Annotated in this window: 16 protein-coding genes and 1 pseudogene; 12 read left to right on the forward strand and 5 right to left on the reverse strand. The window is 33.4% G+C overall.

The annotated features are described in order from the left end of the window. Positions 1–12: 12 nt before the first annotated feature. The 4 genes from WCG23_00230 to WCG23_00245 form a co-directional block, all read right to left on the reverse strand. Positions 13–720: a hypothetical protein gene (locus WCG23_00230; protein MEI8388286.1), complete on the reverse strand. Its 708-nt coding sequence runs from the start codon at positions 718–720 to the stop codon at positions 13–15. A 204-nt stretch (positions 721–924) separates the two neighbouring features. After that, positions 925–1,626 carry a hypothetical protein gene (locus WCG23_00235; GenBank protein ID MEI8388287.1) on the reverse strand — a complete coding sequence of 234 codons (702 nt, stop codon included), beginning with the start codon at positions 1,624–1,626 and terminating at the stop codon, positions 925–927. Positions 1,627–1,940: 314 nt separating this feature from the next. After that, on the reverse strand, positions 1,941–2,603 hold the full coding sequence (locus WCG23_00240; GenBank protein MEI8388288.1) for a response regulator transcription factor: 663 nt from the start codon (positions 2,601–2,603) through the stop codon (positions 1,941–1,943). Positions 2,604–2,609: 6 nt separating this feature from the next. Then, on the reverse strand, positions 2,610–4,265 hold the full coding sequence (locus WCG23_00245) for a HAMP domain-containing sensor histidine kinase (protein MEI8388289.1): 1,656 nt from the start codon (positions 4,263–4,265) through the stop codon (positions 2,610–2,612). 126 nt (positions 4,266–4,391) lie between these two features. Between WCG23_00245 and WCG23_00250 the strand changes: the two are divergent. After that, positions 4,392–4,691: pseudogene (locus tag WCG23_00250) on the forward strand (arsenate reductase ArsC). Positions 4,692–4,740: 49 nt separating this feature from the next. On the opposite strand, the gene WCG23_00255 reads toward WCG23_00250, so the two are convergent. Then, positions 4,741–5,091 (reverse strand): NifB/NifX family molybdenum-iron cluster-binding protein, encoded by a 351-nt coding sequence (locus WCG23_00255; GenBank protein MEI8388290.1) that lies wholly within the window; start codon positions 5,089–5,091, stop codon positions 4,741–4,743. Positions 5,092–5,264: 173 nt separating this feature from the next. On the opposite strand from WCG23_00255, the gene WCG23_00260 reads away from it, so the two are divergent. The 11 genes from WCG23_00260 to WCG23_00310 all read left to right on the forward strand — a co-directional run bounded on the left by WCG23_00260 (position 5,265) and on the right by WCG23_00310 (position 14,447). Beyond that, positions 5,265–5,654: a MerR family transcriptional regulator gene (locus WCG23_00260; GenBank protein ID MEI8388291.1), complete on the forward strand. Its 390-nt coding sequence runs from the start codon at positions 5,265–5,267 to the stop codon at positions 5,652–5,654. Further along, positions 5,647–6,225, forward strand: coding sequence for a class I SAM-dependent methyltransferase (locus tag WCG23_00265; GenBank protein ID MEI8388292.1), 579 nt, complete (start codon positions 5,647–5,649; stop codon positions 6,223–6,225). The genes WCG23_00260 and WCG23_00265 overlap by 8 nt, the downstream gene beginning before the upstream one ends. Before the next feature lie 122 nt (positions 6,226–6,347). Continuing rightward, complete coding sequence (gene trxA, locus WCG23_00270) at positions 6,348–6,671, forward strand: thioredoxin (GenBank protein MEI8388293.1); 324 nt, start codon at positions 6,348–6,350, stop codon at positions 6,669–6,671. Between the two features lie 13 nt (positions 6,672–6,684). Then, positions 6,685–6,972, forward strand: a complete 288-nt coding sequence (locus WCG23_00275; GenBank protein ID MEI8388294.1) for a metalloregulator ArsR/SmtB family transcription factor — start codon at positions 6,685–6,687, stop codon at positions 6,970–6,972. Beyond that, positions 6,972–7,151, forward strand: coding sequence for a 4Fe-4S binding protein (locus WCG23_00280; GenBank protein ID MEI8388295.1), 180 nt, complete (start codon positions 6,972–6,974; stop codon positions 7,149–7,151). Before WCG23_00275 ends, WCG23_00280 begins: the two co-directional genes overlap by 1 nt. 22 nt (positions 7,152–7,173) lie before the next feature. Next, positions 7,174–8,523 carry a TolC family protein gene (locus tag WCG23_00285; protein ID MEI8388296.1) on the forward strand — a complete coding sequence of 450 codons (1,350 nt, stop codon included), beginning with the start codon at positions 7,174–7,176 and terminating at the stop codon, positions 8,521–8,523. Between the two features lie 14 nt (positions 8,524–8,537). Next, positions 8,538–9,617: an efflux RND transporter periplasmic adaptor subunit gene (locus WCG23_00290; protein MEI8388297.1), complete on the forward strand. Its 1,080-nt coding sequence runs from the start codon at positions 8,538–8,540 to the stop codon at positions 9,615–9,617. Continuing rightward, a complete protein-coding gene (locus tag WCG23_00295; protein ID MEI8388298.1) occupies positions 9,614–12,772 on the forward strand; it encodes an efflux RND transporter permease subunit in 3,159 nt (1,052 codons plus the stop codon). The genes WCG23_00290 and WCG23_00295 overlap by 4 nt, the downstream gene beginning before the upstream one ends. 2 nt (positions 12,773–12,774) lie before the next feature. After that, positions 12,775–12,999 carry a DUF2892 domain-containing protein gene (locus tag WCG23_00300; protein MEI8388299.1) on the forward strand — a complete coding sequence of 75 codons (225 nt, stop codon included), beginning with the start codon at positions 12,775–12,777 and terminating at the stop codon, positions 12,997–12,999. 19 nt (positions 13,000–13,018) lie between these two features. Further along, on the forward strand, positions 13,019–13,456 hold the full coding sequence (locus tag WCG23_00305) for a C-GCAxxG-C-C family protein (protein ID MEI8388300.1): 438 nt from the start codon (positions 13,019–13,021) through the stop codon (positions 13,454–13,456). Next, complete coding sequence (locus WCG23_00310) at positions 13,449–14,447, forward strand: YeiH family protein (protein ID MEI8388301.1); 999 nt, start codon at positions 13,449–13,451, stop codon at positions 14,445–14,447. Before WCG23_00305 ends, WCG23_00310 begins: the two co-directional genes overlap by 8 nt. Positions 14,448–14,458 lie beyond the last annotated feature (11 nt).

The raw sequence follows: 14,458 nt of genomic DNA on the forward strand, positions 1-14,458 counted from the left end.
ATATAGTTAATTTTATGTTGGTGTACTTATAGTAAGTCCTAAAGCTTGACATCTTGAGGTAATTGAAGCTGCTTCATCAGGCTGCATAGTTGCAATCAAAGCTGATATATTAGTAGCGTCTCCTTCTGCTGAACCTGAACCTTTAATGCCAAGTTCATCCATAATGCTTGACCAAGGTGCTCCGCCGCCTTTAGGTTTATCTCCTTGATGTGCTTTTTGAATATTTGCTACATCAGTAGCTTTATTTCCTGAAGATTGAAGACCTAATTCAGCAAGTTTAGCTAAAAGATTTTTACCTATTTCCGGTTTACTCTGAGATTCTCCATTTGATTGAGGAGCATTTAGAGAAAGCCCTGCTGCTTGACAGTTTGCTATTATTGCAGCAGCTTCTTCAGGCGATTTTTTTTCAAGAATGGCTAATATGTTTGAAGCATCACCCGCAGAAGTACCTGAACCCTTGATGCCAAGCTCGTCCATAATGTTTGACCAAGCTGCTCCACCTTGTTTAGGCTGAGAACTTTGTGCGTTTAATGTTGAAGCAAAAATACTTTGATTATTATTGGTTTGGATTGAAGTTTGAGTGGCTTGGGCTGCCTTAATAGCCGCCAAGTCTGCTTGCATTGATCCTTGAGGTTGTAATCCAAGAGCAAGTAGCTGTGCCAAAATTTGTGGGTTAATCGGCGGTCTGCCGGATGATGATCCTACTGATTCGATGCTCATAATTCTTCTCCTAATTAAATAAAACTAATAGTGATTTAATATATTTTAAGTATATAAGATTTAAATCTTTTAATTATCTGGCTTAAGAATAGTTTTATTTTAGTTCTGAAGGACTAATTAAATTCAACTGTGAATTTTCAACATTCATTTATTAAAATGACGAAACAGAATATGTTTCGCCATTTTAAACACTTGTTTTTCAATTTATTGTTCGGAGCCGGAACTATTGTTATTGTTTTTTTTAGCCTGCATAGCTGCTCTGATATTTTGTATATCTGTAGCTTTATCACCTGATGATTGAAGACCTAATTCAGTTAGTTTTCTTTGAAGATTTTGACCGATTACAGGTTTTCCTCCATTTGTATTTGATCCGCTTTGCGATTGAGAACCTTGATTGCTTTGTTGTCTACTATTTTGTCCACCTTGTGGTCTGAAATTTTGTTGATTATTTTGTCCCATTTGCCCTTGAGGCGGTGGTCCTTGTTGTTCGCCATTATTTTGTCTCATTTTGTTTTGCGGTGGTGGACCTTGTGGTCTCATTTGACCCTGTTGTCCCATTTGACCTTGAGGAGGTGGACCTTGTTGCCCGCCGTTTGGTCCGCCTTGTGGTCTGTAATTTTGTTGATTATTTTGATTATTTTGTCCTTGTCTAAAATCTTGCTTCTGTTCTTGTTGAAATTCTTGTCTGTCTTGTTTTTGATCTTGGTTGAATTCTTGTCTGTTTTGCTTTTGCTCTTGTTGAAATTCTTGACGATTATTTTGATTATTTTGTCTTTGTTCTTGCCATTGCGGTTGTCCTCCTCCTTGAGGGTTTCGTCCTTGTGCTTCGGCTCTTTGACAGTTCATAGATGCAAATGAAATTAATGCAACAGATAAAGCTAAGGTTGCGATTACAATTTTTTTCATTTCTTAATCTCCTGATAAACTAAAAAACTATTTTATGTCGTTTTTCATATTAAGTATTTTATTTGTATTTTTATAATACACATGTTTTTAAAAAATTTTAAGTGTCTGAAAACAAAAAACGTTATTCCGAAATACAGAAAAAGACTTGTTCGCTTATCACACATATATATTGACAATTTACTTTTCAACTTTACATTTTTAACATTCCGAAATTAATTTCTTAAAAACAGAAATATTGTGTATAAATATAAACTACAACCCTTTAGCCATCAGGCTTAAGAACTGGTTTGTTTTAGTTCTTAAGAACAGGTATTTTATAAAATTCTTTCTTTTAAAGCTAAGAGTGCAGCTTGTGTTCTGTCATCAACGGATAGCTTTTGAATAACATTGCTTACATGATATTTGACTGTGTAAACAGATAATGAAAGCTGTTCAGATATATCTTTATTACTTAATCCTTCTGCAATAAGCCTCAAAACGTCTTTTTCTCTTGGAGTTAATCCAAAATCAGTATAAGTTTCTTGATTTTCTTTTTGTATTTGATTACTAATTGTTTTTGACTGAAGATATTCCATAATATATGCAGCAACAGAAGAATCAATCCACATAGTTCCTTCATTAACAGTTTTTATTATATTTATAAGCTCATCAATTTTAATATTTTTCATACAATATGCATCAGCACCTGAATTAAAGGCAGACAATACATTTTCTTTTTCGGTATAAGACGTAAACATAATAATTTTGATATTCGGATTATATTGTTTAATTTCTTTTGTGGCATCAATTCCGTTCAAAACAGGCATTGATATATCCATTAAAATTAAATCAGGATTTAATTTTATCGCTAAATCTATAATTTTCTTACCATTTTCAGCTTCTGCCAAAACTTCAATTTCCGAATATTTTTTTAATCCGAAAGCTATTCTTTGTCTTGTAAGTTCATGATCTTCAGCGATAAGTATTTTTATTTTCATAATTATTTATATCCAATTCTCTTCAAATTTAGTAGGCAATTTTATTATAAATCTTGTATATTTATCTTTTTCGCTTTGAACGGAGATTTCTCCGTTATGAAGCCGGATTAACTCTTTACATACAAATAATCCCAGACCCGAACCTATTTTTCTTTCATAACTTTTCCCTGTAAAGTACCGATCAAATATATGTTCAATGTCTTCCTGCAAAATACCGTTCCCGTTATCTTCAATATTAATATTAATGAATTTTTCATAAGAATCCACAGATATCAAAACTTTGCCTTCATCTGAGATATTTTCAATTGAATTTGATACAAGGTTTAAAAATATTCTGTTTAAAGAATTTTGATCAGCAACTATAAAGGGAAAATCATTCGGGATTTGATTTATTAAACATATATTTTTCTCTTGAGCTAAAATTTGTAGTTGCTCAAAGCAATTTTCGACCACATCATAAAGATTTATCTTTGTCATAGTGAGTTTTAAATCTTTTAAGTCAAAGCGGTATGCTTCAAGAATAAGGTTTACCATTCTCAAAATATGGCTGTTATTTTTTTCAAGATTTTTCGCCAGTTCAAAACTGTCTTTTAATCCTAATTCTTCAAATTCTTTTGAAATTAATTCAAGCGTTTTTTCCTGAGCTATCAAAGGAGTTCTAAGATCATGGGTCAGGTTTGATATAAAACTGTTTCTTATTTCTTCTTTCTCTTTTAATCCTGTTACGACTTTATTAAAACTTTCAAACGCATGTTGTAATTCTTTTTGGGCGATATTTGTATTTAATTGGGACAATAATTCACCCTGTTGTAATTTATTTAAAGCATTAGACAGGGTTAACAAAGGTTTTATAAAGTTATTATTGAGATATAAGCCAATAAATAAACTAAATAATGCGCCTGTAAATAAAATTATCATTCCGAGTTTTTCAGGTGCAATCCAAGGTCCGGGGGGCGGATTATGACGTTTTAACAATATTGAAGCAATTGTTTTACCTCTATAATCAGTTAATTTTATTACATCATGCGGAATATTTTTATTTTTTGGAATTCCCGTAAGTTCATTTTCCGGTAATCTTTTTTTATTTTCTTTTAATAGAAATGGCGGTGAAAACGGATCTTTTACTGTTTCCAAAAGATTATTTTTATTTATTTTATCTCCTGAATACAACTCCATATCGAAAGGACCTGCCGGAAATAATTCTTTAATATCAACTTTATAAACAATCTTAATTCCGCTGATATCAACTTTTTTAAAAGGGACAATATAAACAGCTGACAATTCCGGTTTTTTATTGTCCTGATTTTCCGTTAAATCATAATATGCAGTTATTCTTTCATATTGATTTAAGTTTTTGACTACAAAGTCCTTATTAGCAGCTATCCAACTTACCTGTTTTACTTCTAAAATATTTTTTAATTGTTTTAAAGAAATATCTTTTATCGGAGTATTTTCTATAACTCGTAAAATATTATTCTCTCTTACTTTTAAATAGTTTTTACTTGTAAAATTCAACTGCTTAAAGCCAATTGAAAAAATACGCTGTTCTTTATCTTTCTTTAAATGTTTCTCTTGATATTGATGCCAGGAAAACATTAAAAACAAAGGCAAAATAGCAGAAATTAAAAATAAAATAATGAAATATTTTGAAAACTTAAGCATTTATATTTTCCTGCAAAACCAGCTATTATATAATAATTAGAATACCATTTAATTAGTGTTTACTGATTAGTTCTTAAGAATAGTTTTTAGTTGATATTTTATCTCAATTAGGACACAGGAAATTTATGTCGTTCCCAGATAGCACAAGGTTTATTGCTTCATTATTATGAAGATAAATATGAAGTTTTTAGTGCAGGAACAAAACCATCTGTTGTCAATAAAAATGCAATAAAAGTGATGAAAGAAATCGGCATTGATATTTCAGGACAAAAATCTAAGCATGTTAATGAATTTATAAATCAGACTTTTGACATAATAATAACGGTTTGTGATAATGCTAAAGAAGCTTGTCCTGTTTTTCTAGGCAAGGTTTTTAGAGAAGTACGAAATCAGATTAAAGATAAAATAACTGATTATTTCAACTAATTTAGGCTATCCTGATTTTACAAAACTTGGAACTGTTTCTCTTTAAGTTTTAATGACTGCAACCGCAACTACAGGAATTAGAAACTGTTTTTAAAGCTCCATTCAAATAATCCAAAACAAGTTTTTCAGGTTCTTCAATCGGAGCCCCAACAATAACTTTAATTCCTTGCTGTTTAAGCATTTCCTGTGCAGGAATTCCCATTCCTCCTGCTATAACAATAGTTGCTCCATTTTCCGATACCCATGGTGACATGTATTCATGACAATGCCCTTCAGGTTTTTTTGTTTCTTTGGAGATTATTTTATTTGATGTTTCATCAACTTCAATAAATGTAAAAAGCTTACAGCTTCCAAAGTGAGCACATAATTTATCATTCTCTGTCGGAATCGCAATTTTCATAAGTTTAGTCCCCTTCTGTTTTTTGGTCATTAAAATTTAAAAAATTTACCGCTGCTTATTTTCATAGTAAACTCTTATTGAATGTTACTATTATAATATAAGTTGACAATTTGAATTGTCAAGTGCAATTAAAATTTTAGATAATGAGTTAAATATCTTTAATTAGGTGAAAAATGCAAGTTGATGAAAATTTACCTGTATATCCTATGGGTGTAGCTTCTAAGATTCTGGATGTCCACCCTAGAACCCTGCGGATTTATGAAGATGAAGGATTGATTAAACCTTCTCGACAAGGCGGGAAGAGAATGTTTTCTCAAAATGACATAGCGTGGATTCAATGTATAAGAAAACTTATCCATGAAGAAAATCTAAGTATTCCCGGAATCAAAAAATTACTGGAATTTATGCCATGCTGGAAGTTAAAAGATTGTCCGCTTGAAGTAAGAATAAATTGTGCTGCTTTAAAAGAACGTGAAAAAAAATGCTGGGAACTTGCACAGAAAGCTTGCGAGAAGTCTTGTCAGAGTTGTGAAGTGTACTTAAAAGAGAATAAAAATGACTGAATCCATTAAATTTGACCCTAAAAAACTGGAAAAATTAAACAATCCTGATAGGGCAAAAACGCTGAATCCTGATTTAATCTGGGAAACATTAAACATGTCGAATCCTGAAGCCTTAGTTGATGTAGGAGCAGGTACAGGATTTTTTGCTTCACTGTTCTGTAAAAAAATGACTCAAGGAAAAATATATGCCTGTGATACAGCAGACATTATGATTAACTGGATGAAAGAAAACCTTTCTAATGAAGGGAATTGCAGTATTATTCCAACAAAATGCGAAGAAAATTTAATCCCAATTCCTGATGGCATAGCAGACTTAGCTTATTTTATAAATTTGTATCATGAACTTGAAGAACCTAAATCAATGCTCTTAGAATCTTATCGCCTTTTAAAGAATAGCGGAAAAATTGCTGTAATTGACTGGAAGCCAGAAGAAACTCCGGAAGGACCTCCTGCTAAAATTCGTATATCAGAAAATATTGTATTTAATCATCTTGAAGCTTCAGGATTTACTAACATTAAAAATCATAATATTTTACCTTATCACTACTTTTTTACAGGAGAAAAATTATAAAAAAATACAAATTATTAAGATTTTCTTAAATACACTATACTTTTCCAAAAACATATATTAATATAATTATATAAAGATATTCTTATATAATTATTATTTTATATAGATAAGGAGAAAAAATTATGAGCAAAGCATTAGAAGTTTCAGATGTAGTTTTTGATAATGAAGTTAAAAGGTCAACGCTTCCTGTATTGGTTGATTTTTGGGCACCGTGGTGCGGACCTTGTAAAATGCAGATTCCTGTAATTGATGATTTATCACAGGAATTAGAAGGAAAAGTAAAATTTGTAAAAATAAATGTTGATGAAAACCGGCTAAAGGCAGGTGAATTTAATGTAAGCGGAATTCCTGCCCTTCTTTTGTTCAAAGACGGAAAACTTATTGAAAGAATGTCAGGTTTTCATCAAAAAACTCAACTTAAATCAATTTTACAAAAACATATATAGGATAAAACAAATTATGAAAAACAAATGCGAAGAAATGGCAGAAATATTTAAAGCTTTATCCCATCCGATAAGGCTGAGAATAGTTTGCGGACTTATACAGAAAAAAGAATGCAACGTAACAAAAATGGTTACTCATTTAAATATGCCTCAGCCTAATGTATCTCAGCATATAAATATTTTAAAAAATGCTGACATTATAGAAGGATACAGAAACGGAAATGAAATTTGCTATAAAGTAACTAACAAAATTGTTGAAAAAATGATACAAGCCTTGGAGCTTGAAACATTGGAGGTAAAATAATGATAACAATTGACAAAAATAAGTGCCCTCAAAATCACAGATGTCCCGCAATAAAAGTTTGCCCTGTGAATGCTATTTCTCAAACAGATTATAAGCTTCCTGTCATTAATAATGAAATCTGTATTGAGTGTAAAAAATGTATAAGCTTTTGCCCTATGCGAGCAATACATGAAGTCTAAAATATTGTTTCGGAGTTGGAAAATGCGTAAATTATTAATATTTCTAACATTTTTATTACTTATAAATCCTGTATTTGCACAACAGGAGATAAAACCTTCTTCTGCTTTATCTATGAAAGAAGCTATTAACTGTGCCCTTCAAAACAACAATGAATTAAAAGCATTAAGAAATTCCTTATCGGCGCAACAAAGAGAAATAGGCATCGCCAAAAGCGACCTTATGCCGAAAGTCAGATTTGATGAAATTTTTATAAGCACAAACAATCCTGCTGTTGATTTTGCTCTCAGGATAAATCAGAGAAGGTTTACTTCCGGGGATTTAGCCAATGCACCCGGGTCGTTTAATAAGCCTGATACAATAAACAATTTTCTTACAGCCGTAACTCTGGAACAACCGATATATGTCAGAAAATCTTTTGTAGGGTTGGATATGGCAAAAAAAGAATACTCTGCTCAGACTTTTGATTTTTTCAGAAAGCAGGAAGAAATTGCTTTTAATGTTTCTAAAACTTATTTATCGGCAATGACGGCACAAGAATACATTAATGTATCTCAAAAAGCAGTTGTTGATTCAAAAGAACATTTAAGAATTGCGCAGGTTAGATTTAAAACAGGGTTAGGGCTATACTCTGATGTTTTAAGAGCTTCTACGGCAGTAACGGAGGCTGAACAAAAGCTTGTTTCAGCCAATAAGAATTTAAGTCTTGCCAAAAGAGCATTGGGATTGCTTCTCGGAATACGTACTTCTGTGGAGATAAATTCCGTAACTCCTCAGCTCTGTATAAAAAATATCGATTATGCAGATACAGCTATTGCTTCTCGAAATGACGTAAAATCCCTCGAAGCAAAAGTTGAAAATGCCAACAACAATGTTAAATATGCAGAATCTGATTATTACCCGAGTGTATCAAGCTTCGGTTCGTATCAGCTTTATGATAACAGAGCGCCTTTTGCAGCGGAAGGACATAACTTTATTGCAGGTGCTGCTGTTAAATGGGAAGTTTTTGACGGATTAAAGACAAAAAACAAAAAATTACAGGCAAAAGACATGGTTTTAGAAGCACAGGACTATCTTGAAGGGTTTAAGAATCAAATAGCATACAAGATTTTTGAATCCTGTCAAAACATAGAAGAAGTTCAGAAAAATCTTGAACTCTCAACTTCTGCTTTAAAAACCGCTGAAGAAGGTAAAAGGCTTGTTTTAAAGAGATGGGAAAACTCTTTATCACCTATGGTTGACCTGCTTGATGCTCAGATTAATCTTGATAAAGCAAGAGCGGATGTGGTTAAAACTACTAACGATTATAAAGTTGCATTACTGAGTCTTAGTTTTGAAAGCGGTATTTTGTTCAAAGACTTGGGGATTGAGTAGAAAGGAAAACAATTATGAAAAAAATAATACTTTCATTGATAATATTGTCTGCATTAACAGCAGGTTGTACGTCTAAAAAGGAACAAGCCTCAGATAAACCTCAAATTTCAGGCATTGAAGTCAAAGCCATAAATAAAACAGCTGTTGATGATTTTTATGAAACTTCTGCAACTGTCAAATCTAAGATTTCAAGTGTTGTTTCAAGCATGATAATGGGGCGGGTGACTTCTTTAAGAGTGAAGGAGGGCGATAAGGTAAGAGCAGGGCAGCTTTTATTAACTATAGACAGCAGAGATACCGTTCAAAAAGCTATTGGTGCTCAGGCAGGAGTTAATGAAGCATTGAAAGGAACAGAAGAAGCTGACCAAAACAGAAAACTAACAAATAAAACCTATCAGCGATATGAAAATTTATATAAAGAAAATGTCCTCACCAAACAGGAATTTGACCAGATTTCCACCCAAAAACAAGTTGCTGATTTGGAATACCAAAAGGCAATGCAGGGAGTAAAAAGAGCTAAAGCAGGTCTGGGAGAAGTCGGCGTTTATCAGAGTTATTCAAGAGTAACTGCACCTGTGTCGGGCATAGTTGTTGAGAAAAATATTGATTTAGGAAGTATGGCAGTTTCGGGACAGCCTCTATTAACTATCGAAACCACTTCAAACCTTGAACTTGTTGCAGATATTAACGAAAGTATGATTGATAAAATCAAAATCGGCACACCTGTTTATCTTGAATCAGATGGCAAAGAAATTAAAAGTAAAATAACTTCTGTAATTCCTAAAATAGACCCGATGACAAGAACTTTCAAGGTTAAAATTGCTTTTTTAGGTTTAAATTCAGGCGGTTACGTCAAAGTTAAAATACCCACCGCTAAAAAAGAAGCTATAGCTGTTCCTCAAAATTCAGTTGTCCAAAAAGGACAATTGACAGGAGTTTATACGGTTGATGAGAAAAATATAATTTCTTACAGACTGATAAGAACAGGAAAAACTTTTGGCAATAATGTTGAAGTGCTTTCAGGTTTAAACAATGGCGATAAAGTTATAACAAAGGGTGTTGATAAAGCTGTTGACGGGGGAGAAGTTAAATGAATCTCGGAATATCAGGCAGAATTGCTAAAGCTTTTATACAATCAAAACTTACTCCGCTTATAATTTTAGCTTCTATAATTCTGGGAATATTCGCGGTGGCGGTTACTCCGAGAGAAGAAGAACCGCAAATTATTGTTCCTATGGCAGATGTTTTTGTGCAAGCTCCGGGGCTTTCTGCTCATGAAGTGGAATCACGTGTTACAAAGCCTATGGAAAAACTTTTATGGGAAATAAAAGGCGTTGAATATGTTTATTCTATCGTCAAACCAGGCATGAATTTAACTATAGTCAGGTTTTATGTTGGACAAGACCAAGAAAAGAGTATAGTTAAGCTTTATAACAAATTAATGTCGAATTATGACAAAATTCCGCAGGGAGTATCGCAGCCGTTGGTTAAAGTTCGGTCGATTGACGATGTTCCGATTCTTTCTATGACTTTATCAAGCACCGATAAAAACTATTCAGGATACGAATTAAGAAGAATAGCAGGAGAAGTCGGTGATGAACTCAAAAAAGGTAATGATGTTTCCGAAGTTAATATAATAGGCGGGCAGAAAAGACAGGTAAAAGTAACTTTTGACCCCGTAAAACTCAGAGGATATAACTTAAGTCCGTTTCAAATAACCCAAGCCATTCAGAAGTCAAATTTTATTGCAGATTCTGGAAAATTTTCTTCAAACAATAATGAATTTACCGTTCAGACAGGCGGATTCTTAAATAATTCTGACGAAATAGGTAATCTTGTCGTAAATACTTCTAACGGAGCACCTGTTTATCTCAAAGATGTTGCGGATATTCAGGATACAGCGGAAGAACCTTCTAACTATGTTTTTAATTGGGATAAAAAAACAGGCTCTAATGAAGCTGTGACAATTTCTTTGTCAAAGAAAAAAGGAGCTAATGCAACTGTTATAGCCGAAGATGCTATTAAAAAAGTCGAAGCTTTAAAAGGCGAACTTATCCCTCACGATGTAAATGTCACAGTAACCAGAAATTACGGAGAAACTGCAAAAGACAAGTCTGATGAACTTCTTGAGCATATGATGATTGCTACGATTTCTGTAATTATACTCATTGCTTTATTTTTAGGCAAAAGAGAAGCGGTTGTCGTAGCGGTCGCAGTTCCTGTAACTCTTGCACTGACTTTGTTAATAAGTTATCTGCTCGGCTATACTTTAAACAGGGTGACACTTTTTGCCCTTATATTCTCGATAGGGATTCTTGTAGATGATGCAATAGTGGTCGTAGAGAATATTCACAGGCACTTCAAAATAGAAGGAGCCAGTCTGAAAACTGCGATAAAAGCTGTTGACGAAGTAGGAAACCCTACTATTCTTGCAACATTTACAGTAGTTGCTTCGCTTTTACCTATGGCATTTGTATCGGGTCTTATGGGTCCTTATATGCGCCCGATTCCTGTCGGTGCTTCTGCTGCTATGGTGTTTTCATTGCTTGTAGCTTTTATAGTCAGTCCGTGGCTCAGTTTTATAGTTTTGAAAAATGTAAAATCAACAGGTCACGATGAAGAAGAAGACAGCAAATTTATTGATTATTATAAAAAAATCATAACTTCATTAATTGAAAACAGAAATAAACGCCTGAAAGCTATTGCTGTAATTCTCGGGTTGCTAGTTGTTTCGATGCTATTAATTCCGCTGAAAGCCGTACAATTTAAGATGCTGCCGTTTGATAACAAAAGCGAACTTCAGTTGATAATTGATATGCCGGCGGGAACGACACTTGAACAGACGGCTATGGTTACTCAGGAACTCGGCAAGTATATTCAGACAGTTCCTGAAGTTGTAAATTATCAAAGCTATGTCGGAACTTCAGCTCCGTATAATTTTAACGGACTTGTAAGACATTATTTTCTTAGACAAGAAAGCAATGTAGCCGATATTCAGATTAATTTTCTTCCAAAAGATAAGAGAAAATCGCAAAGTCATGCAATAGCAAAAAGACTCCGACCTGAATTAAAGAAAATCGGCGATAAATACGGAGCTAAAATAAAACTTGCAGAAATTCCACCCGGTCCTCCTGTTCTCAGCACCCTTGTTGCAGAAGTTTACGGACCTAATGAAAAAAGACAGGTTGAAATTGCAAAGCAAATCAAAAATATTTTCAATAATACCAAAGGCGTTGTTGATGTTGACTGGTATGTTGAAGATGACCAATCAAAGATAACTTTTGAAGTCGACAAAGAAAAAGCGGCTTTAAACGGAATAAGTTCAGAAGTAATTGCTCAAAGTCTACAAACAGCGCTTGGCGGAACTTCGGCAGGATTATTGCACCTTAATAACGAAAAAGAGCCTGTCGAGATATTAGTCAGAATGCCTCAATCTCAAAGAGCGGACATTCAATCTTTAAATTCCGTAAGTGTTCCGACTTCATCAGGCGGGTTTGTACAGTTGTCTGAGCTTGTAAAACAGAAGCAGGGCATAGAAGACAAAACAATTTATCATAAAAACCTCAAGAGAGTCACTTATGTAATAGGTGATGTTGCGCAAGAATACGAAAGCCCTGTCTATGCAATATTAGATATGCAGAAGAAAGTTGAAAAACTCAACCTTGCCGAAGGTTACAAACTTAAGCAGTACAATATAGTTCAACCTTGGTTAGAAAATAAATATTCCATGAAGTGGGACGGCGAATGGCATATTACTATTGAAGTTTTCAGAGATATGGGAATTGCATTTGCAGCGGTTTTAGTACTGATTTATGTGCTGGTAGTTGCTTGGTTTAAGAATTTTATAACCCCATTAATCATCATGGCACCGATTCCGTTGACTTTAGTCGGAATTTTACCTGGGCATTGGATATTCGGAGCGTTTTTTACCGCAACTTCAATGATTGGATTTATAGCGCTTTCGGGAATAATAGTCAGGAATTCAATCTTGTTGGTTGATTTCATTCAACTTGAACAGGAGGCGGGAAGCAGCTTAAAAGATGCGGTAATAAAAGCAGGTGCTGTAAGATTCAGACCTATTGTTTTAACGGCTTTAGCTGTAGTTGTCGGTTCGTTTGTAATGGTACTCGACCCGATATTTCAGGGGCTTGCAATTGCTATGATGTTCGGTGCGGTAGTTGCTACGATTCTAACCTTGATTATCGTTCCGATTTTATATTACGAATTTTTCAGAAATAAAGGAGAATAATTATGTATTTTGCAAAAACAGATAAATGGTATTTAGAAAGAGTTATTTGGCTTATTGCAGGAACTATCACAATAATAAGTGCTGTTCTTTCATACTTTGTAAGTCCATATTGGCTTATTTTAACTGCATTAGTCGGACTTAATCTTATAATATTTGCTTTTACAGGTTTCTGTATTATGGCAAACTTGCTTGTTAAATTAGGATTTAAGTCAGGAATACAAAATTAAGATAAAAGAGGAAATAAACATGAGTAAATTTACACAACTTGCAAAAGAACATTATGAAAAGGGCAGTTCTTGTTCAGAGGCTGTTATTAAAGCAGCACACGACTGTGGTATTTATAAATCTGACAATATAGAAGAAATCCATAAAATTGCTTCAATGTTTTCAGGGGGAATGTCGAGCGGTTGTGTTTGCGGTGCCGTTGCAGGGGCACAAATAGTGCTTGGCTGTGTATTTGGCAAAAATTCCACAGGAAATACTAATTTAAACAGAACTGTTGCGAGTGATTTTATAAAAAAGTTTAAAGAAAAAAGAAAAGTAACTTGCTGTACTTCTTTAAGTGCTCCGTACAAAAATAATCCCACTGAACGCAGAAAAAACTGTGTTTCTATAGTTGAAGAATCTGCACAAATTCTTGAAAATCTTGTAAATATCTACTCAAAAGAAGAAATTAATGTTTGAGATTAAGAAATATTTAAGCGGTTTAATTCTTGTAGCTGTACTTACAACTTTGGCTGTTTATATTCAAAATATTCCGTTAGTTAAAAGTTTAAGCCTGAGTGCGATTATTATTGCAATACTTCTCGGAATGCTGATAAAAAATACTATCGGCACAAAAGAGATTATGAACGAAGGCATTAAACTCTGCTCTAAAAAAGTATTAAGACTTGCGATAATCCTGTTGGGTTTTAAACTAAGCCTTTTAGAAGTTTCTAAACTCGGCTTTAAAGCCGCAATAATTATTCTTATAATCACTTCAGCTACTTTGATTTTTACAAGGTATCTCGGTAAAAAACTTAATATATCTCGCAGTTTATCAATTCTAATCGGTGCAGGTACTTCAATTTGCGGAGCTTCTGCAATAGTTGCAGTAAACGCTGTTACTAAGTCAGAAAATGAAGAAGATGTTGCATTTGCTGTCGGCATAGTAACAATTTTTGGAACAGTATTTATGCTTTTCTATCCGGTTTTATTTCACGTTTTTCATATAAATACAATTTTTTATTCGTTATGGGCAGGAAGTTCTATTCATGAAGTTGCTCAAGTTGTAGCGGCAGGTTTTGCTGCGTCAAATCAGGCAGGAACTTTTGCTACTGTGGTTAAACTTACAAGAGTATTGCTTATAGTTCCTGTTACAATTCTTTTAAGCATAAGAGAATCTAAAAGAAAGAATTCAGATAAATTCAGCTTTAAAAATATAACAATACCTTGGTTTGTGTTGATGTTTTTGGGAGTAATAATAATAAATTCGCTAAATATAATTCCGCAGAATATATCAAAAAGCTTAATAAATATTGATAATTATCTAATGACCGCAGCTATGATCGGATTAGGACTTGAAACAAGTTTGTCAGGAATGAAAAAAACAGGACTCAAACCAATATATCTGGGAGCTATTTCATCTGTATTTATCTCTGTTTTTAGCATAATAGTCATTTTCTTCATTAAATAATTTAAAATAGT

Source organism: bacterium (assembly GCA_037147175.1).
Classification (GTDB): Bacteria; Cyanobacteriota; Vampirovibrionia; order Gastranaerophilales; family UBA9971; genus UBA9971.